Origin of the sequence: Candidatus Solirubrobacter pratensis, assembly GCF_000425945.1 — a bacterium.
Lineage (GTDB): Bacteria > Actinomycetota > Thermoleophilia > Solirubrobacterales > Solirubrobacteraceae > Solirubrobacter > Solirubrobacter pratensis.
Genome location: NZ_AUEK01000006.1, coordinates 396,208 through 415,613, shown reverse-complemented (window position 1 = coordinate 415,613; position 19,406 = coordinate 396,208). Strand labels below are relative to the sequence as shown.

Below are 19,406 nucleotides of genomic sequence, written 5' to 3'. Positions count from 1 at the left end.
TGCGGGGTCAACCCGCACGGTTCTAGCCAGCCGGGGCGGATTCAGCCGATCGGCCCGAGATCCGGTGTGAGGCCGAAGTGAGAGAACGCCAAGAACCGGTTGAAGCGCTCGTGATCCGGACCGTGGAAGTCGCTCGAGCCGGTCGTCAGGAGACCGCGCCGCGTCGCCGCGGCGTAGAGCGCGCGGGTCTGCTCCTCGGTGTAGGTGACGTAGAACGCTTCGACGCCGTCCAGCCCGTAGGCGGAGAACTCCTCCAGCGGCGCCTCGAAGTCGTCCAGATCCCAGACGGGGTGCGCCCATACGGCCACGCCGCCGGCGCGGTGGATCACGTCGATCGCCTGCCCGACGGTCGGGCGCGACCGCCCGACGTACGCGGGTGCCCCGGGGACCAGGTAGGCGGGGAAGAGGGCGTCGCGACCGTCGATCCCTTCGCGCTGGAGCCTTGCGGCGTTGGCGGGGTGTTGCAGCACCGCCTCGGCCAGATGCGGGCGGCCCGGTGCGTCCCGCTGCGCGTAGTGGGTATCGTCGAGCTCGAAGCCGAGCTCGCGCAGCCTGCCGGCCATCGCCAGGATCCGGCGGCCGCGGTCGGCGCGGAAGTCCTCGAGGGTGGCCAGCAGCTCGGGATCGGTGTGGTCGATCCCGTACCCGAGGATGTGCAGATCCTCGCGGCCGGCGCCGACCGAGCTCAGCTCCACCGCCGGCGTGAGCGCGATGTCGTGCTCGCGCGCCGCGTCAAGCGCGGCTGACACCCCGTCGACGGTGTCGTGGTCGGTCAGCGCGAACAGCGTCACGCCGGCCCGGGCCGCGCGTTCCACGACCTCGGCGGGTGGCAGCGAGCCGTCCGAGCAGGTCGAGTGCGATTGGAGGTCGAACGTTTGCTTGCGCGTCACGGTCGGGAACCCTTGCAGGTGACCCCGATTGGAAGGAGCCGATCATGAGTACTGGCGCAATCGTCGCCATCGTCATCGTGGCGCTGATCGTCGTTGCCTTGCTCGCGTTCTTGATGCCGCGGATGCGCGCACGGGCTCGTGTGCAGAAGCGCGAGCGTGAGCTTGCAGCCCGGCGTGAGCGCGTAGCCGGCGAGCACAGGCGCGAGGCCGACGTGCGCGAGCGCGAGGCCGCCGAGGCCGAGCAGCGCGCCCGGATCGCCGAGCGCGAGGCGCAGGCGCAGCGCGCCCAAGCCGACCTGCACCAGGAGAAGGCCGGTCTGCACGAGCGCGGCATGGCCGATCACGAGCTGATCGAGAAGGACGAGCGCGAGCGCTTCGCCGGGACGTCCGCGATGTCGCATGACCGTGACGCCGACGGCGTCGACGACCGCCGCGAGGGCGGCGCGCTCGACGACGGCCGCATGGGCACCGCCGGCGAGTACGAGCGCGGGCGCGAGGATGAGGCCGCCGCGCGCGGCCGCTTCCAGCGCGAGTCGATCGCGGACGCGCCGGCGCCCGGCCGCGAGGAGACGCGCCGGTAGCCGCCGGTCAGCGCGCGGGCACGCTGCTCTTCTCGAGCAGCGCCCGCGCCTCGGCCGCCGTCAGCGGGGCCGAGACCTCCGACCCCTGGGCGAACTCGCACCCCAGGACCTTCAGGTAGTCGAGCTGCTCGCGGGTCTCGACGCCCTCCGCGATCACCTCGAGCCCCAGGTTGTGCGCGAGGCCGACGACCGCGCGCACGATCTCGAACGCGCCTGCGTCGTGGCCGATGCCGGTCACGAGGCCGCGGGAGATCTTGATCGCGTCGCCGGGGAAGCGGTGCAGCAGCCGCAACGAACTTGCGCCGGTCCCGAAGTCGTCGATGTGGGTGCGGACCTGCGCCTGGTCGTGGACCTGCTCGAGGATGCGGCGCGTCACGTCATCCCCGCGGCCGCGCGAGAGGTCGTGCTCCTTGACCTCCAGGCGCAGCGCCCGCGGGTCCAGCCCGGAGTCGAGCAGGATGCCGCGCAGCATCGTGATGAAGCCGGGCTCCGCGAGCTGGCGCCCGGAGACGTTGACGCCCAGCGTGAGGCCGGCGCCGGCGGGCAGCGCGCGCCAGCCGGCGAGCTCGGCCGCGGCGGTGCGGAGGACCCAGGTGCCGAGCGGCACCACCAGTCCGGTCTCCTCGGCGAGCGCGAGGAAGTCGGTCGGCTCGACCGGACCACTCCCGGGCGGCCACCGGCAGAGCGCCTCGAAGCCGACGACGCGGCCCGTCGCGGCCTGCGCGATGGGCTGGTAGGCGACCTCGAGCTCGCGCCGCTCGATCGCGCGCCGCAGCTCCCCCTCCATGTCGAGCCGCCGCACGACCTCCGCGTGCATGTCGGCGTCGAAGACGGCATGGCGGCCCTTGCCGTCGGCCTTGGCGCGGTACATCGCGACGTCGGCGTCGCGCATGACCTCGTGCGGAGCGGAGTCCGCGGTGGCGACGGCGATGCCGATCGAGGCGCCGATGAACAGCTCGCGCCCGCCGAGCTCGAACGGCGCCTTCAGGCTCTGGAGCACGCGCTCGGCGATCATCGTCGCCTCGCGGGCGTCGCAGACGTCGTCGAGCAGCAGCGTGAACTCGTCGCCGGACAGGCGCGCGACGGAGTCGTTGGGCCGCAGCGCCGCCTGCAGCCGCTCGGCGACCGCCTTGAGCAGGTCGTCGCCGACCTGATGGCCGAGCGAGTCGTTGATGACCTTGAAGCGGTCGAGGTCGAGGAACAGGACCGCGGCGCAGCGGTCCCGCTCGTGGCGGCGCGAGCGGCGGATCGCCTGGTCGAGGCGGTCGAGGAACAGCACGCGGTTCGGCAGCCCCGTGAGCGCGTCGTGCAGCGCGTCGTGCTGGAGGCGGCGCTCGGCCTCCTTGCGCGCGGTCACGTCGGTCTGGCTTCCCACCACGCGGGTGGCGCGGCCGTGGATGTCGCGCACGGCGACGCCGCGCGTGAGCATCCAGCGGTAGGAGCCGTCGCGGTGCTGGATCCGGTGCTCGAACTCGAAGTGCTCGTCCGGTCCGGTCAGGTGGGCGTCGAGCGCCTGCGCGAGCGCGGCGCGGTCGTCCTGGTGCACGCGCCCGAGCCATTCGCCGCGCGTCGGGCCGACCTCGTGCTCGGCGTAGCCCAGCATTGCTTTCCAGCGTGCGCTGAAGTAGACGGTGCCGGCGTCGACGTCCCAGTCCCAGATCCCGTCGTTGGCGCCTCTCAGCGCGAGCGCCTGGCGCTCTTCGGACCGCGCGAGCCGGCGCAGCGTGCGCTGGTGCGTGAGCGCGTAGCGCAGCGCGTGCTCGAGGCGGTCGGCGCTGAGGCCCGGGACGAGCAGGAAGTCGGCGACGCCCGCCGCCGCCGCGTGGACGTCGGCGTCGTGGTCGGCGGCGTGCGAGAGCAGGATCACAGGCGTGCCGTGCGCCGTGCGCGCGAGCTGCTCGGCGGTGAGCAGCCCGTCGGGGAACGGCGGGCCGAGCTCGCGATCGACGAGCACGATGTCGGCCGCGTCGAGCTCGTCCAAGGCCCGCTGCGGCGTCGTCGCGAGGGTCACCTGGGCGGTTGTCGCGGCGATCTGCTTCAGCATCGCGCGTACCGGCGCGTGGTGCGCGGCATCGGCCGACACCGCGAGCACGCGGAGCGGATCGGGCAGCGGGCCGGCGGTCATTCCGTGGGCGGGAGCTCCGCCGTCTCGAGCCAGTAGGCCGTGAAGACCTTCATCAGCCGCACGAGCGCGAGGAACGTGACGGGCTTGACGATGTACGTGTTGGCGCCCGCGGCGTAGGCGGCGGCGATCGTCGCGCGATCGTCGGTGCCGCCGAGGGCGATCAGCGGGATGTGGCGGGTCCGCGGGTCCTGCTTGATCACCCTGACCGCCTCCAGGCCGGCCGGGTCGCCGGGCAGTTGGGCGTCGAGGACGATCAGGTTCGCGGCCGGCGTGAGCTTGCCTTCGCCCGCCGGCGCGGGGGAGTGCAGGTACGCGACCAGCTCGGCGCCGTCGGCGACCATCCGCATGTCGGTCGCGTTGCGTCCCTCGAGCAGTGCGTCTTTGGCCATCGCGCGATAGTCCTCGCTCGCATCCGCGAACAGGACCGTCGGCAGCATCGGCACCCGCGACCGCTGGAAGCGGTCGCTCACGCGCGGCCCCCACGTTCCCGGGGGCGGAGGACCGTCCGTGGCCACCGCATCCTGCATCGTCTCCTGCTTCGAAATCGGTCGGGGGCGCACCCGGCCCCGGTTGTTCGGGCGAGCCTAGTTTTTGGCCCTGTACGGGGCAACGCCGCGGCTCGAAGTTCGGCGGATGTACGAGAATTCGCGGCGCGTCCTAGGGGCTGCGGGGCTCGGGCCGCACTCGCGGGCGGGCTCGTCTGCGCGGCTTGCGGGGCTTGGCGTTCGGCTCGGGCGTGGCCTGGGTCTTCGTGGCGGTCACGGTTTCGCCGGGGGTGTCGGCCGCGGGTGCGGCGGTCGCGTTCGAGGGCTCACTCGCTTCGGAATCCGTGATCGGCTTCGCGGGAGCTTTCGCGGCAGTCACCGGCGCCGAGTCCGCTTCCGCGGCCGCCTTCCCCGCCATCACCGCCCGCCCACCCGCGGCGGCCGCGAGCTCGGCCGGCGGCGTGTCCCAGCGCGGCGCATCGGCGTCGCCCGGCGGCGCCGGCTTGAACCGGCGCGCAGGCGGCTCCGGCGCCGGCTCCTCGGCGGGCGCGGGGACCGTCTCCTCGACCCGCTCCTCGCCGTCGCCGGCCTTCTTCTCGGCCTTCGACCGCCGCCACCCGAACCGCGACGCACTCAAAGCGACCACCCCCAACGACACGACGGTGCCGAGCACGACGACGGGCACGATCGACGCAGCTCTGCGACGCGTGACCAAGCGGGCGACACCCATGCACAGAAGTCTGGCGCTTCAGGCCCAACCCCTCGCCTGGCCGATCGGCCAGATCCGTCGCGACGACGCATCCCACCGATCCTTCGCGCCCACGCCAAGCCTGTCAACTCCCCCTTCGCTCAGACCGGAACCCGGTCGCTGGGTCAGCGGCCCACGACGTCCCCCCAACCTCCGGCTAGACTCCGCATCTCGCGCCGACGTAGCTCAGCTGGTAGAGCACTTCACTCGTAATGAAGGGGTCCCCGGTTCGAGTCCGGGCGTCGGCTTCGGCGGCGCGGAGGGAAATGCCCTGGTAGTTCGACATTTCCCGCCGCTTCGGCGCGCCGTGCGGGTGGACACCGATTGCCGTTTGTGGACGCCTGTGGACGCGGAATACGGCAAAAGTACGGCAACGCCGGCCGAGGTCTCAGCCCTCACGCCGAGCGTGCTTCATCGACTGCGGCGCCGAGCTCGGCGAGCGTGACGCCGAGCGCGTCGGCGATCTGGGAGACGGTTCGCCAGGTCGGGTTCGCCAAGCCGCGCTCGACCCGCGCGTACGACGAGAGCGTGAGGTCCGCCGCGCGCGCGACAGCCTCCTGCGAGAGGCCTCGTTGACCGCGCAGATCGCGGATCACCTGTACGAGGGCGGCATCAGATCCTGACGGTCGCCCCATGGGCCGAGAGAGTGTCGTCTCCTCGGCGTACGCGCAAGGGGGTATAGATAACGGCGTATACGCCTATGGCTTGTATGACCGAATCGCATCAGCTGTCCTACGCCGCCTTTCGCGACAGCGTCGGCGCGGCGGCCGCCGGCCGCGAGCCCATCGCGCGCGAGCTTGCTCCGCCCGAGGCGCTTCGAGACGGGACCAAGGTCCTCGGGCTGGGAGCGCCGATCTCGATGTTCCTGCGCCTCGACCCGCGTGAGCTACCGCTTCTTCGGGCGCGCGTGCGCGCGAAGCTCGCCCAACACGACTCGGAACGTCCCGAAGGCCCGCTTCCGCCAGGCAGCGACTCCGACCGGTGGGTGGTGCTGCGAGCGACGCTCGAAGACATGCTCGCCGGAATCGAGGACGAGCTCGCCGGCCCAGTCGAGCTGCTGTGGCCGACGACCTATGCCCACGAGATCCTCCAAGGCGCGCTCATCGACGCGTTGGAGCCGCTGCAGCGTGTCTCGATCCAGCCGGACGCCCTGCAGGCGCTGGCCGAGGTTCTGGACACCGCCCGCGCGTGCCTCGCGACCTGGATCGCGTTCGAAGCGGTCGACGGCGGTGGCCTGCAGAACGTCGACCTGTAGAGCTCGCTGGCCCATGAAATTCAGTTGCCCGCACGCGTCGCCACTCGGCCTGAGAGGTCGAGATGGCCGACCGAGACTCCCACCCGCCGGCTCGCGGCGACGAGGCCGAGCTGTTCCGGGCCTTCAACGACGAGCTGGTCCGATCCGTGGCGCACTCCGTGCGCGCGTCCTCGCCCCACGTGATCGAGGACGCATGCGCGTTCGCCTGGGCGAAGTTCCTGGAGCGCCAGCCCGATCGCGACCGCAACTGGAAAGGCTGGCTCTTCCGCGTCGCCCAGCGTGAGTCCTGGCGGCTCGACCGCGAAGCGAGCCAGAACCTCCCGGCCAGGACCGGCGACTTCGAGGCCGACACGTGGCTGCCCGTCGACCACCGCGATCAGTACGCCATTCACGACGACGTCGAGGACGCGTTCTCGATCCTCGAGCGCCTGTCACCGCGCCTCCAGCGGATCGCGATGCTCCGCGCGCTTGGCCTACGACATCGCGAGATCAGCGAGCTCACCGGCGACAGCGAGGTCCGCGTCGCCCAGTTGATCGCTCGCGCGAACTTCGAGATCTACGAGGTGCTCGCCGAGCGCTCGCATGAGATCGAGCACGCGTCCCCGCGCGCGCAGCGTCTCTGGGAGCTCGAGCGCGACCAGCCGTCGTGGCTCACGGATCGGATCGGCCGCTCGCCAAAGTCGAGCCGGCGCAACATCGCCCAGACCGAGAAGCGCCGGGCCTGGCGCCGCGCGGCGCTCGCGATCGACGACTACCGCACCGCCCTCGGCCCGGCTCGCTTCGACGAGGCCGCCGACTCGCGTCCCGCCGACGAGCAGCTCGGCCGATACCACGACGCGGCGCGCCGGGCCGTCGACGCGCTCGCGCATGCACGCGGCCGCTCGATGGGTCGCGGGCTCGGCGACTAAGCGCGGGGGCGAGTTTCGAGCCGCGGCCCTATTGCCGTGCATGGAGCTCCCGGTCCTCGTCCCTATCGAATATCGCGGCGAGCTCGTCGCGCTCGTTTCTTGCGATCGTGTCCACATCATCGCCCCGTCGCTCCTCGATCGGCCACCCGCCGACCCCGATCTTCGATTCGTCGCCTTCATGTGCGCCTGCTGCGGAGAGGTGCTCAACGGCCGGATCCCGGGACCGTTCACAAATGAGCTTGGCGAGCTCTGGGCACGCACAGCCCTGATTCCGTCCGACGAGCTCGCGGCGCTTCAGTGGATCCCCGAGCATGAGGCGGCGCGGCAATTGAATGTCCCGCAAGACCAGCTTCGAGCGGCCAGGACCGACACCGAATTCCCTGCCTAGAAGGCCGCTGAAATAGTCGCGGCTCTGTCCGGCGGGTTTAAGAGCATTTGGTGATGCTCGCGACGACGTCTGGCCAGGTCGGGTTCTTTGATGCGGCCGGGCTTGCTCGGCCGCTTCCGCCGGGATCGTTTTTCGCGTTGTTGTTGGCTGAGCGGGGATCGGATCGTGCGTGATGAGGACTTCGCGGCGTGCTATTCGCAGCGGATGGGTCGGCCGTCGATCCCGCCGTCACAGCTGGCCAAGGTGTTGTTGTTGCAGTACCGCACGGGCGCGTCGGATGAGCAGGCGATGGAGTGTGTGGCGTGGGATCTGCGCTGGAAGATCGCGCTCGGGCTGTCGGTCGATCATCAGGGCTGGCATCCGACGTCGTTGACGAAGTTCCGCGCGCGGCTGTTGTTGCACGAGCTCGAGCGGGTCGCGCTGGAGCGCACGCTGCGGATCGCCGAAGAGCTCGGGATGCTCGACGGGCCGGTCGAGCAGATCATCGACTCCACGCCGATGCTCGGCGCGGCGGCGACGCAGGACACGGTTCGGCTGGTGCGCCACGGCGTCAAGAAGCTGCTCGATGCCGTCGCGGCCGTCGACCAGCGGGCCGCTGGTCAGCTCGATCGCGGCCTGGAGTTCGACTACCAGCGGCCGGGCGAGAAGCCGGATTGCCGCTGGCGCGAGAAGGCCGAGCGCGAGCGGATGCTCACGCGCGTGGCGCAGGACGCCGAGCGGGCGCTGCGGGCGGTCGAGGACAGTGATCGGCTGCTCGCCGATGCGGCGGTTGCCGAGGCGCTCAAGCTGTTGCGCGAGCTGATCGGCCAGGACTTCGACGTCGACGAGGACGGCGTTCCTCGCTTGCATCACGGGACTCGGTCGGGGCGGATCATCTCGACCATCGACACCGAGATGCGTCACGGCCGCAAGAGCGCTCAGCAGCGCTTTGACGGCTACAAGCTCTCCGCGGCCGCGACCAACACGACCGAGCCGTTGATTACCGCCGTCGATGTCGCGCCCGCGTGCGAGCACGACGGCTCGCAGGCCAAGCATCTGATCGACAGCCAGCCGGAGCGTCGGCGCCCACGACGGGTGCTGGGCGACACCGCCTATGGCAACGGGCCGGTGCGCGCGGAACTCGCTGAACGCGAGGTCGACGTGCTCGCCCCGCTGCCCGAGGGCAAGATCGTCGATGGCCGCCTGGGCAAGCGCCACTTTCAGATCGATCTCGACGCCGGCACGGTCACCTGCCCGGCCGGCCACACCGTCGCTATCAGCACGTCAAAGACGGGCTTTCGCGGGGCGAACTTCACGCGCGCGATGTGCCGCGGTTGCCCGCTCAACGCGGCGTGCTGTCCGGGTCGGCCACGTCGCCAGCTCAATCTCTCAGAACACGAGGACCTGCTGATCGCCGCCCGCCAAGCGCTCGCCGACCCAGCCAGCGCCGAACACCTGCGCCGCACCCGGCCGCGGATCGAGCGGCTACTCGGCCTGCTCGCCGCCCGCTACGGCGCCCGCAAGAGTCGCTACATCGGCCGCGCGAAGGCCCGACTACAGGCCGCCTGGACCGCCGCGCTGGTCAACCTCAACCCGATCGCCCGCCACCTCGCCGCCCAGACCGCCTGACAAGCCCCGGCGCGCGGCGCACTCCGACCCGACGCCCAGAGACACACACGCCGCAGCCGAGAAACCACTTCTTCAGGGGCCGTCTAGCCGGCCGGGTCGTGAAGTTTGGTCGCTGGGTCGTGATCCCGGCAGCCGCGGGCTCGAAGCCCGCCGCTCATCCCTCGAGGAGCCTGCATGGCGGGCTCTTCTCGTTTCGGGGTCGGCGCGTCCCGCAAGCGCCACGCGCACGGGGTTTTCGGCGTCGGAGCCCCTATCTGGTCATGGAGCTTCCTGAGCTCGTCCCGGTCGAGTTTGAGGCCCCTGTCGTGGCCCTCGTTGCCAAACGCCGTATCCACATCGTCTCCCTATGGCTCGCCGATCGTCTCGTCGGCGACTCGGAGCTGCGGCACGTCGCGTACGAGTGCCTCTGCGGCGGGGAGGTGCTGCATGCCCGACTGCCCGGTCCTTGCTCGCGAGCAGTGGGCGCAGCACGCGTTCGAGCTGACTGGAACGCACCCGATTCGCGCGCGGACACCATCGGCGGAAGCGGACCGGAACGGGCCGGGCGGCACCGGGCCGGCAGAAGCCATGACGCCCGCGCCGCGATCGATCCTGCGTGAGCGTGGTCCGTCTAGCGTCGTCGTGCGCGGCCGGCAGGAGTCTGGCGGCAAGCGTCTCGAGGACGCGGCCGTCCTGGAATGCCTCGGGATACGAGCAGCGACGCGATGTCTCCGACCACTGGACAGATCGGCTATGCGCACTAACTTTCCAGCGTGTTCGCATACGCAAAGGGCGACGAGGTGCTTCTCCGGGCGCGTCCAGAGTCCGGAATTGGCGTCGTGACCGATGTGCTCACGGCCGGGTCCGAGCCGCAATACCGGGTTCGCTTCTCTAGCGGCGCGCAGGTCTACAGCTCGAGACACCTCGAGCTGGCCGCGCTCGACGCGGGCCTCGAGGTCGATCCCGTCGCCCTCCTGCGCGACGGAGCGCTCGCCGACGCCGAGACGTTCCGCGCCTTCATGACGCTCGCGAAGCTCGACAAGCCGCTGGCGGACAACCTGTACTCGTTCGCGGCATCGAGGACTGAGCGGCTCCCGCACCAGTTCAAGGCCGTGCTGAAACTACTCGCGAACCCTTACGGTCGGCTCCTGATCGCCGACGAAGTCGGTCTCGGCAAGACGATCGAGGCCGGAATCATCCTCACCGAGCTCAACGCGCGTGGTGCCCTCGACCATGTCCTCGTCGCCTGCCCCTCGCCGCTAACGCAGAAATGGCGGAGCGAGATGCGCGATCGCTTCCTGTTCGACTTCGAGGTCCTGGATGGCCAGGGTTTCCGCGAGTTCGTCACGACCGACCTGGACGCGCCGAGCCCGGAGCCGCGCCGAGTCATCGCCTCGCTCGAACTCATGCGCCGTGCCGAGAACCTGGAGGCGCTCGGCACGGCGGCGCCGAGCCTTGACGTCGTGATCGTGGACGAGGCGCACCACATGCGCAACGTCGGGACCGCCACCAACGACCTCGGCGAAGTGCTCGCAGGGCTCGCCGAGACTGTGGTCTTTCTCACGGCGACGCCGCTCAACCTCGGCCGCCAGGACTTCTTCAACCTCATGAACCTGCTCGTCCCCGAGGAGTTCCCGCAGGCCGAAACGTTCAGCGCGCTGATCGAGCCGAACGAGCACATCAACCTCGCGCTCCGCCATCTACGCGGGACATGGCCGCCGCGCTTCGACGATGCACTGGCCGCCCTGCGGCGCGTGGAGCGCACGGCGCTGGCCGCGCGATTCACACGCTCGGCGCGCTACGTCGGCACGCGCGAAACGCTTATGCGCGGCGCGGCAGGCCAAGCCGTAGGCCGCGAGCAGGTGGTGCGTTGCCAGCGTGACTTGATCGAACTCAACACCCTCTCGCACGTGTTTACTCGGACGCGCAAGCGCGAGGTGCAGGATCTGTTCCCGACCCGCCGCTCGCGCACCGTCAGCGTCGCGTTCACCGACGAGGAGTCCGCGTTCTACGACGCCGTGACGGACTGGGCACTCGCCACCTACGCCGAGCGGGCGGCGCACCTCGTGGCGGCGACGTTCCAGCGGCTCGCAGCGAGCTGCTTGCCCGCGCTTGGTGCGCGGCTGACCGACGCCGTGCGCTCGGGCCTACTGACGATCGGCGCTGACGAGGCGACCGAACTGGCCGACGACCCCGGCCTCGGCGACGCGCTCGACGACGCGCTCGCCGGTGAGCAGGTCCGCCTGGAGCTCCAGCCGTCCGAGGCGGTAAACCACTTGCTGGCCACGTGGGATGCCTACGGAGGCCGAGTAGACAGCAAGTTCGGCGGCTTCGAGCGCGCGCTGACCGACTCGTTCGCCGCCGGCGCCGACCGGATCCTCGTCTTCTCGTACTTCACCGGGACGATCGACTATCTGGCCCATCGCCTCGCGAACCTGTTCGTCGACGGACGCCCGCTGCTCGTCCTGAAGCTCTACGGCCCGATGAACTCCGAGCAGCGCGAACGCGCGGTGACACGCTTCCGCGACGACCGCGGACCGGTCGTTCTGCTCTCCAGCGAGGTCGGCTCCGAGGGCCTGGACTTCCAGTTCTGCGCGCGGATGTTCAACTACGACCTGCCGTGGAACCCGATGCGCGTCGAGCAGCGGATTGGACGCCTCGACCGCTATGGGCAGTCCAGCGAGGTGATCCACATCCTCAACATGATCGTCGCCGAGACGATCGAGGAGCGGATTTTCCATCGCCTCTACCAGCGAATCCAAATCTTCGAGTCCTCGATCGGCGACCTCGAGGCGATCCTCGGCGACGTTGAGGTCGACCTCGCGGCGCTTCAACGCGATGCGCTGTCCGGCCGGCTGACCGACGCCGAGCTCGAGCGCCGCCGCAATCTCATCGCCGACGTCATCCTCCGACGCCAGCAGGACAACGAGACATTCGAGCAGGAGAGCAAGCAATTCCTGTCCAACGACGAGGTCTTCCTCGAACTCTTTAACGACATCGAGCGCAGCCGCCGCTACGTCACGCCCGAAGAGCTGAGGCTGCTCGTTGAGCGCTACCTCGCGGTCTGCGGCTGCAACGTCGGGCTCGAGCCTGTGGGGGCGCAGAGCGGCGTCTTCAGGCTGAGCGGCGCGATTGCGCCGTTCCGGGGGCTGCTCGCACGCACGCTCTCGCACAGCGGCGGCGGCGCCAAGGCCGCGCGCGCGTTCATCGGCCGCCTGCGCGACGAGGGGATTGACGTCACGTTCGAGCCCGCGATCGCCACGGCGCAGCGGCGGCTCGAGTTCATCTCGCTCCACCATCCGATCGTGCGCGCCCTGGCGCTGAGCGATGACGTGCGGGGCGCGCTGTCGTGCTGTGCGGCGATCGCGCTTGACCTCGACCTGGCACCCAGCGTGCCGCACGGGTTCTTCGTGTTCGAGCTGCAGGCGCACGGCCTCAAGGACGAGCTCGAGCAGGCTGCCGTCATCGTCAGACCCGACGGTGAGGTGATCGACGGCGGCGCCGACCTGATCGCCCGACTCGAGGACGCGCGCGACGTCGCTGTTCTCCGGTCCCTCACCGGCGTGGAGGTCGACCGCATGCACCACGCAGCGCTCGACTGGGTGACCGCCGAGGTCGCCGCGCGCGAGCAGGAATTGCAGGCGCGCAATGACGAGATCGTCACGGCGCAGGTGGAGAGCCTGCGCCTGACAACGGACCGCCGCCGGCTCTGGTTGCAGCAACAGATCGAGGAGGGACGCTCGGCGCCGATCGTGCGGATGCGCCGCTCGCAGCTCGGTCGCCTGGAAGTCGACCACGAGACCAAGCTTGCCGCGCTCGAGGGCAAGCGGGGCATCAGCGTCGGTAACCGGCTCGTCGCCGCCGGGCTGGTCGTGGCGGTCTAACCGGGCTCGGACGCGAGCTCGAGCAGCCGGTCGACCGCATCCTGCAGCTCGGACGCCATATCGCCCGGGCGCTCGGCGACGAACAGGTCGGCGAGTTCCTCCTGGTACCAGAGGATGTCCTCCGGATCGACCGCCATCCGCGTCCACAACCGGTCGCCGATGCGACGGTAGTCGCGCAGCAGCGCGCGAGCGTTGTCCAGCTTCTCGGCGAGCGCGACCCGCCGCACCTCGGGCCCCGCGCTCTCGAGCTCGCGCAGGTGATCGCGCTTGCGCTCGCGCCACGACGCATCGGGCTCGCCTTCCGGGTCCGTGCATCCGAGCACGATGCGCGCGACTCCGACGCCAAAATGCTCGGCAATCCGGTCCAGCGTCGCCGCGCCGTGATCCTCGGCCGCGTCGTGCAGCAGCGCGGCGATCGCCTCGTCCTCGCTGCCCCCATCCTCGAGCACGAGTGCGGCGACCGCCTGCAGGTGGGCGAGGTAGGGCACGGGCGTGCCGCGCCGGCGCTGACCGGCGTGGAGGAACTTCGCCTGTAGCAGCGCCTCGGTGTAGCGGGCGGTGAGCTCGATGCCCGCGGGCTCCGGAACCGGGATGGCAATCAACTCGGGCGCGGGCGTGGCCGGCTCCGGTTCCGGGTCAGGCTCGACGGGCGGACGCTCGAACGGTGCGGGCGTCGTGTGCAGGACCGACAGCGTGCGCGTTGCACGCGTCAGCGCGATGTATACGTAGGCCCATTCTTCGGCGGCACCGGCGATCGCCGCGGGCTCCACCACGACGACGTGGTCGAACTCGAGGCCCTTCGCCTGGTCGGCCGAGAGCACGGTCACCGTGCGCGCCAAGCCGTCGGTCAGGATGTCGCCGGCCTGCATGCCGGCCGCCGCCAGTGCACCGCGCAGGTCCTCGAGGAGGCCGGCGGGAGCGATCACGCCGACCGTTCGCTCGCCGTCGACGCGCGTCGTCACCTCGGCGACCAGCGCAGTCGCGAGGCCACCGTCCTCGACGGCGATCACGCGCGGGTCTTCCGGCCCGAGCCGGACCGCGCGCGGGACGAACGTGTCCGGGGCGATGCGCGGGATCAGCTCGGCGGCGAGCTCCATGATCTGGCGCGGCACGCGGTAGCCGACCGCCAACTCGGCGATTCGCGGATCGGTGTCGAACCCGGTCGCGTCGAGCAGCTCCAGCCAGTCGGTGCAACGGTACGCGCCGGTGGCCTGAGCGATGTCGCCCACCAGCGTCGCGCGACCGGCGGTCGAGCGCCGCAAGATCATGCGCAGCTGCATCGGCGAGAGGTCCTGCGCCTCGTCGGCGAGAACGTAGCCGTAGGACGAGCTCACCCCACGCACGAGCGCGTCGGCCTCGTCCAGCAGCGGTATATCCGCGGCAGTCCAGGGTTCCTGACGGATCGACCCGGCTTGCGAGCGGCGCAGCAGCTCGCTCTCCTCGTCGGTTAGTGATCCTGCCGCGGCGGCCGCGAGGCGCTGCTTGGAGGCCAGCAGATCGCGCACGACTTGCGGCGCCGTAACCGTCGGCCAGATTCGCTCCAGCGCGCCGCCCGTGCCCGTGACGGCCATCTCGACCTCCGCAGGATCCGGACCGGAGCGGAACAGCCCGCGCCGCTCGCCGACGTGCTCGTGCGCGAGTACGACGAGCTCGCGGCGGAACACTTCGCGCGCGCCGAGGTAAGTGCGACCCGCGCTCCAAGCTTCGCCGACAATCCGCTTTATGTGGTCGGCGGGCAGCACCGGACGGATACGCCCGACGGTCAGCGTGACGTCCTCCTCCGGGACGCGCACGCGAGCCGCCACGGCGCGCTGCACGATCGCCGCCATCCGGACGTCGCCCTTGACGCGGGCCGCCTCGGTCCGCTCGGTCGCGCGCACGCGGACGTCGCCGAGATCGGGGAGGCGGTCGATCGAAGACTGAACCACCGCGCTCTCGCCTAGCGAGGGCAGCACCGCGGCGACGTACTCCATGAACGCACGGTTCGGGCCGACGACGAGCACACCCGTGCGCCCGAGCTCCTCTTGGTAGTTGTAGAGCAGCCAGGCCGCGCGGTGCAGGGCGATCGCGGTCTTACCCGAGCCGGGTCCGCCTTGAATGACCAGCAAGCCCTCGAGCGCATCGCTCATGAGCTCGTACTGGCGGGCCTCGATCGTCGCGACGATGTCACGCATCTCCGCGCCGCGGGCGCGGTCCATGTCGGTGAGAATCGCGTCGACGACGTGCGGCTCGAGCGGCCGCTCCTCGGACTGCTCCGGCGTGACGTCCGGCAGCTGCTCCGGCGTGGCGTCCGGCAGCTGCTCCGGTGTGACGTCCGGCAGTTGCCTGACGGTGGCGGGTGTACCGCCGAACACGTCCTCCACGATCCCGAGCAGTCGCAGGCGATCGAGCTGGAAGCGCCGCCGGCGCTCGAGTCCTTGCGGGTCCTGGCGGCTGCCCGTGTAGAACGGCGCCACAGCCCTCATGCGCCAGTTGACGACCAGTAGCTCACCCTGAGGCCCGTGGACCGCGCCACGGCCGACGTAGTACGTCCGTCCTCGGTCGAGGTCAATACGTCCGAAGCAGAGGGCGTCGACGTCGATCGGGTCCTTGAATCGCTCGAGCATCTGGCGGCGCGCCTCGCGCGCCGCAAAGCGATCGGCGCCGGCTTCGGGGCCATGCTCGGCGCGAGCGCGGGCAGCCTGCTCGGCATGGTGGACAAGCTCGATGTACGCCTGCTCGGCGGCGTGGTCGGGGTGCGTGGTGACTCGGGGCATCGTTAAGTAAGTCGAACTTAGTCGCCGATTCCTGACCGTCCTCGCCGAAGGATCAGGGTTTCAGCTGAACAGGTCGGCGACAAACGCCTTGATCGCCGGGATGTCGATGCCACCGTGCTCGTCGTCGGAAGTCCACACGAGCATTCCCTCCGGCCCGCCGTCCGGGTGCTCGGCCGATCGTTCCAGCACGCCGTGGTCCGCGTACCAGCGGCGCTTTGCCTCCCAGCGCCGCGCGTACTCGGTGTCGCCCAGCATGCCGAGGTGTTCCCAATAGATCGTCAGACCGCGGTCGTCGTCCTCGATCGTGAAGTCCGGGAGGCGGCGGCTTCCGTCGTCGAAGCGCAGTTCCTTCTCGTAGACGTACTCGATGTCGCGCTCGAAGAGCGCTTCGCAGATAATCGCCTCCGACTTGGACCGCACGACGTCTCCGCCGGAGGTGGTGTGGATGAGCCCGCGCTCCAGGTACTTGCCGTTGGGCCGCTCCACGATGTCGGGCGCCGAGAACAGGTTCGTGAGCCGTCCCGCAGTCTCGGACAGTTCGGGTGCGGCGTACCGCAGCAGCCCTCCCGGCTCGCCCTGGTAGAGGATCGTCACCCGCTTGCTCTGGCGCGTCAGCGCCGTGTAAAGCAACTCCCGTGAGAGCAGCCGACAGGGCTCCGGGATGACGACGACGGTGCGGCCGAACTCGCTCCCCTGCGCCTTGTGGATCGTTAGCGCGTAGGCGAGTTCGAGCGGAGCGGCGCCCTCTTCGATGAAGTGCGAGGGCCGGTACTCGTAGACGAAGCCGGGTTGCGAGTTGAGCTCGATCTCGCTCTTCCACGGCGCGCCCTTGATCTTGCTCGTCTTGCCCTTGAACTGGCCGACGACGATCCCGATGTCGCCGTTGGCGACATAGCGGTCGGCCTTGTCCGGGAAGACCTTGCGCCAGCTCTCGTTGCGGACGCTGATCACCTTGTCTCCGTAGACGATCTGCTCGGCGCCGAGCGGCGCCGGCACGCGCCGCCAGCGGTCCTGCGCGTCCTCGATTGCCTTGTGGCGAAAGCGCTTGTGCAGGGCGCGGTTGAGCTCGCGGACGCCGTGCGGGCGCCCACGCACGGGCGCGAGGATCTGCCACGCGTCCGCCGCCAGCGCGGCACCCTCACCCGCTTTGCGCCCGCGGTGAAAGTAGACGCTGTCGTTGTAGACCGACCCGCCGCAGTTGACCTCGAAGCCGGTCACGTCATCCTGTCCGTCGAGGTCGAGCTCCTTGACGAGCACGGCGAGCAGCTGCGCACGCAGATCGTCCGGGCCCTCCCAGCGCAGCACGCGGAGCGTGCCGTCCACCTCGCCCTTGCGTAGTTCGTCCCAGACGACGTCGGCGCCCGGGCTCGGCGCGCGGCCGCTGAACCACTCGGCCAGCATCAGGTCGGCGCGCTTCTGCGCGGCGCTCGTGACCTTGCCGGCGATCGTCGTCGGCCGGCGCGGCACGGTCAGCTCGGCGTAGCTCGGGCCGACCCGCGGGAAGCGCGCCTCCACCCGGTCGGGCTCGAGCAGGTGCACGATGTCCACGAACGGGCGTCCTGCGCCGATCGGCGGCAGCTGCCGGTAATCGCCGACGAGGATGAAGCGCTTGACGCCTCGCAGACCGTCGATCACTGCCGTCAGCTGATCTTCGGTCAGCATGCTCGCCTCGTCCACGATCACGGTGCCGTAGCCGCCCTCGGCGGGCCCGCTCGAGCGGTGGTAGCGGGCCGTCTCGGCGTCGTAGCGGCCAATCTTGAGTAGGAACTGCGCGATCGTCTGGCTCTCGCGCTCCAGCGCCTGCGCCATGCGCACGCGCGCCTTGCCCGTCGGCGCGAGCAGGAGCACGCTGCCGGTGTCGACGGACGGGTGGTCGCAGAGCGTACGCAGCAGTGTCGTCTTGCCCGTGCCGGCCGGGCCGACGAGCACCGACATGCGGCTCTCGTGCAGCTCCGCGAGCGCCGAGGTCTTCTCCTGACGCGCCCGCTCCTCGTCCGGGTCATCCGGGGCGGCCGGCCCGCCGAGCGCCATGTCCAGGCGCGCGCGCCAGTCGTCCACGGCCGGGTGGCGCTTCCCGCCGCGGCGCTTGAGGACGAAGTCGCGGATGACTCGGCCGCCGTCGACGTAGCGATCGAGCTGCAGCGCGGGCGCGCCGCCGTGCAGCTCGACGCGGCGGATCGGCGGCTCGAGCGCCTCGCCGTAGGCGGCGACCATGTCGGCGTCGAGCGGGCACGGCGGCGTCAGCTCCATCTCCCGCACGCCGCGCGCCAGCCGCCCCGTGCCGCGTAGCGTGTCACCGGCATCGGCTGCGCGTTCTAGCTGCTCGATCAGCAGCGCGCGACTGCGCCGGATGTCTTGGTTGTCCGTCACGCGGCTGGGCTCGGGCAGGGGGTGACGCTCCGCGATCACCGGGGCCGGGAACGCGCCGTGGTCGACGACCGAGACGACGATCGGATCCAGCTGGTCACGGTCGGCCTCATAGAGGACGTAGGGATTGGCGACGATCTCACCGTCGTGCAGGGAGATGCCCGCCAGCGCCCGGTCGTCCGGGTCATACCAACGCCTGGCCTGGTCCTGCGTGAGGTCGAAGCGCGAGAGCAGCTTCAGCAGCTCGCGGCGCTGGGTGCCGAGCCCTGACCACTTTTTCGCCAGGCTCGGCGTGAACGCGTCGGCGACGTCGTAGCGCGACGGGTCCGCGAGTGCCGCCTCGACGACGTCCCAGGGATCGCCGCCCTCCGGCACGTGCGGTTCGAGCCGGCGCAGCACGAGCGTCCCACTGAGCACGCCGAAAGCCTCGAGCGCCGAGCCGATGCCGGGGCTCGGGCCACGCATCCGCCACAGCTCGCCGAGCCGGTCGGAGATCCACTGCAGCTCGCGCGAGCGTGCGCCGGGCAGCACCCGCTCGGCCTCTCGCAAGGCCCGTTCGCAGGCGACAAGCGCGCTGATCGCCGTGTCGTGTGTCACATGCTCGGTGCCGTAGGCGAACTCATCCCAGCCCTCGTCCGGCACGTACGCGAGGACGCTCGCCGGGTCGATCGACGGGTCGGCCTCGGCCGCGACCAGCGCGGCGTGATACGGCAAGAGGAAGCCGTCGGCGTGGTCAGGCCGGATCGAGTGCTGCACCATGCACTCCCACGCGACGGTGTCGAGCGGGTTGTCGCCCTTGAACACCGAGGGATCGCCGGTGTGCAGCGCGCGTCCGACGCCGATCAGGGTCTTGCGATCCTCGTCGGAGTGAGGCACGCGGCGGGCGTAGAAGAAGCACAGCGAACCCGTGCCAATCCGTTCGAAGAATGCGTTCAGGAGCCGCCGCTGGTTGCCGCCGTCCTGGACCCAGCTCGTGTTGAAGCCGATCTGCTCGTTCGCGGCCTCCTCGAGCTCCGGCTGGTAGTCGACGGCCTCCGCCGCGGCGAGTTCCTCCGCCGTGTCACGGCTCATCCAGCGGAACGGGACGCACGGTGCCGAGTAGGCAGGGATGCGCAGGAGCAGCGGGTTGAGCCCTTCATGTGCCGGCGAGTACTCGCGATACGGGTGGGTGATCGGGACGTGCAGTTCGCTCGCGCGCATGAAGCCCGCCTTCTCACGCACGCACGGCGGCCACTGGGCCTGCCGCACCTGCTCCCAGTCGCGCCCGTGCAGCCCGTCCTCGACCGCGTCCACGCGCTCCTCGTTGATGCGTGGGAGCACGAGACAGGCGTCGTTGCGCGACGGCGCGTCGCAGACGGTTCCCTCCCACCCGTGGTCGTGCCAGGGAACGCGGATGGACAGGTGCTGGATCGTGGTGGGCACGGCGGTCTCC

At 70.5% G+C, this 19,406-nt stretch carries 14 protein-coding genes and 1 tRNA gene; 8 read left to right on the top strand and 7 right to left on the bottom strand.

What is annotated here, in order from left to right; translation table 11 throughout:
• Window positions 1–41: 41 nt before the first annotated feature.
• Complete coding sequence (locus H958_RS0105715; protein ID WP_028057961.1) at window positions 42–890, bottom strand: PHP domain-containing protein; 849 nt, start codon at window positions 888–890, stop codon at window positions 42–44.
• Window positions 891–934: 44 nt separating this feature from the next.
• Between H958_RS0105715 and H958_RS0105705 the strand changes: the two genes are divergently transcribed.
• Window positions 935–1,471 (top strand): hypothetical protein, encoded by a 537-nt coding sequence (locus tag H958_RS0105705; protein ID WP_156027722.1) that lies wholly within the window; start codon window positions 935–937, stop codon window positions 1,469–1,471.
• Between the two features lie 7 nt (window positions 1,472–1,478).
• Here H958_RS0105705 and H958_RS35250 read toward each other — a convergent pair whose 3' ends face one another.
• From H958_RS35250 to H958_RS0105690, 3 genes are all read right to left on the bottom strand, one after another.
• The gene (locus H958_RS35250) at window positions 1,479–3,596 is read right to left on the bottom strand and encodes a putative bifunctional diguanylate cyclase/phosphodiesterase (protein ID WP_051323861.1); all 2,118 of its coding nucleotides are present in this window, start codon (window positions 3,594–3,596) and stop codon (window positions 1,479–1,481) included.
• Window positions 3,593–4,066 carry a response regulator gene (locus tag H958_RS0105695; RefSeq protein WP_051323860.1) on the bottom strand — a complete coding sequence of 158 codons (474 nt, stop codon included), beginning with the start codon at window positions 4,064–4,066 and terminating at the stop codon, window positions 3,593–3,595. Before H958_RS0105695 ends, H958_RS35250 begins: the two co-directional genes overlap by 4 nt.
• 187 nt (window positions 4,067–4,253) lie before the next feature.
• Window positions 4,254–4,754: a hypothetical protein gene (locus H958_RS0105690; protein WP_156027721.1), complete on the bottom strand. Its 501-nt coding sequence runs from the start codon at window positions 4,752–4,754 to the stop codon at window positions 4,254–4,256.
• Window positions 4,755–5,004: 250 nt separating this feature from the next.
• Here H958_RS0105690 and H958_RS0105685 point away from each other — a divergent pair.
• Window positions 5,005–5,077 (top strand) — tRNA-Thr (locus H958_RS0105685).
• A gap of 147 nt (window positions 5,078–5,224) precedes the next feature.
• Here H958_RS0105685 and H958_RS35245 read toward each other — a convergent pair.
• Window positions 5,225–5,425 (bottom strand): helix-turn-helix domain-containing protein, encoded by a 201-nt coding sequence (locus H958_RS35245; protein ID WP_051323859.1) that lies wholly within the window; start codon window positions 5,423–5,425, stop codon window positions 5,225–5,227.
• A gap of 113 nt (window positions 5,426–5,538) precedes the next feature.
• On the opposite strand from H958_RS35245, the gene H958_RS0105675 reads away from it, so the two are divergent.
• The 5 genes from H958_RS0105675 (at window position 5,539) to H958_RS0105655 (ending at window position 12,851) form a co-directional block, all read left to right on the top strand.
• The gene (locus H958_RS0105675) at window positions 5,539–6,084 is read left to right on the top strand and encodes a hypothetical protein (protein WP_028057956.1); all 546 of its coding nucleotides are present in this window, start codon (window positions 5,539–5,541) and stop codon (window positions 6,082–6,084) included.
• A gap of 62 nt (window positions 6,085–6,146) precedes the next feature.
• Window positions 6,147–6,992 carry an RNA polymerase sigma factor gene (locus tag H958_RS0105670; RefSeq protein WP_028057955.1) on the top strand — a complete coding sequence of 282 codons (846 nt, stop codon included), beginning with the start codon at window positions 6,147–6,149 and terminating at the stop codon, window positions 6,990–6,992.
• A 40-nt stretch (window positions 6,993–7,032) separates the two neighbouring features.
• Window positions 7,033–7,380, top strand: a complete 348-nt coding sequence (locus tag H958_RS0105665) for a hypothetical protein (RefSeq protein WP_028057954.1) — start codon at window positions 7,033–7,035, stop codon at window positions 7,378–7,380.
• A gap of 102 nt (window positions 7,381–7,482) precedes the next feature.
• The gene (locus H958_RS0105660) at window positions 7,483–8,988 is read left to right on the top strand and encodes an IS1182 family transposase (protein ID WP_196807228.1); all 1,506 of its coding nucleotides are present in this window, start codon (window positions 7,483–7,485) and stop codon (window positions 8,986–8,988) included.
• Window positions 8,989–9,806: 818 nt separating this feature from the next.
• Window positions 9,807–12,851 (top strand): helicase-related protein, encoded by a 3,045-nt coding sequence (locus H958_RS0105655; protein ID WP_156027720.1) that lies wholly within the window; start codon window positions 9,807–9,809, stop codon window positions 12,849–12,851.
• Here the strand turns inward: H958_RS0105655 and H958_RS0105650 are convergent.
• Entirely contained in the window at window positions 12,848–15,316 is a 2,469-nt protein-coding gene (locus tag H958_RS0105650) for an HD domain-containing protein (protein WP_156027719.1), read from the bottom strand. The two genes, H958_RS0105655 and H958_RS0105650, sit on opposite strands and share 4 nt — an antisense overlap.
• Window positions 15,317–15,352: 36 nt before the next feature.
• Between H958_RS0105650 and H958_RS45930 the strand changes: the two genes are divergently transcribed.
• Window positions 15,353–15,613 (top strand): hypothetical protein, encoded by a 261-nt coding sequence (locus H958_RS45930; protein ID WP_028057950.1) that lies wholly within the window; start codon window positions 15,353–15,355, stop codon window positions 15,611–15,613.
• A 54-nt stretch (window positions 15,614–15,667) separates the two neighbouring features.
• Here H958_RS45930 and H958_RS0105640 read toward each other — a convergent pair whose 3' ends face one another.
• On the bottom strand, window positions 15,668–19,396 hold the full coding sequence (locus tag H958_RS0105640) for an AAA family ATPase (protein ID WP_028057949.1): 3,729 nt from the start codon (window positions 19,394–19,396) through the stop codon (window positions 15,668–15,670).
• Window positions 19,397–19,406: the final 10 nt, after the last annotated feature.

Coding starts and splice junctions, on each gene's coding strand:
- H958_RS0105670 (WP_028057955.1), top strand. CDS start 6,147: ATGGCCGACCGAGACTCCCACCCGCCGGCTCGCGGCGACGAGGCCGAG.
- H958_RS0105675 (WP_028057956.1), top strand. CDS start 5,539: ATGACCGAATCGCATCAGCTGTCCTACGCCGCCTTTCGCGACAGCGTC.
- H958_RS0105705 (WP_156027722.1), top strand. CDS start 935: ATGAGTACTGGCGCAATCGTCGCCATCGTCATCGTGGCGCTGATCGTC.
- H958_RS0105665 (WP_028057954.1), top strand. CDS start 7,033: ATGGAGCTCCCGGTCCTCGTCCCTATCGAATATCGCGGCGAGCTCGTC.
- H958_RS35250 (WP_051323861.1), bottom strand. CDS start 3,596: ATGACCGCCGGCCCGCTGCCCGATCCGCTCCGCGTGCTCGCGGTGTCG.
- H958_RS0105650 (WP_156027719.1), bottom strand. CDS start 15,316: ATGAGGGCTGTGGCGCCGTTCTACACGGGCAGCCGCCAGGACCCGCAA.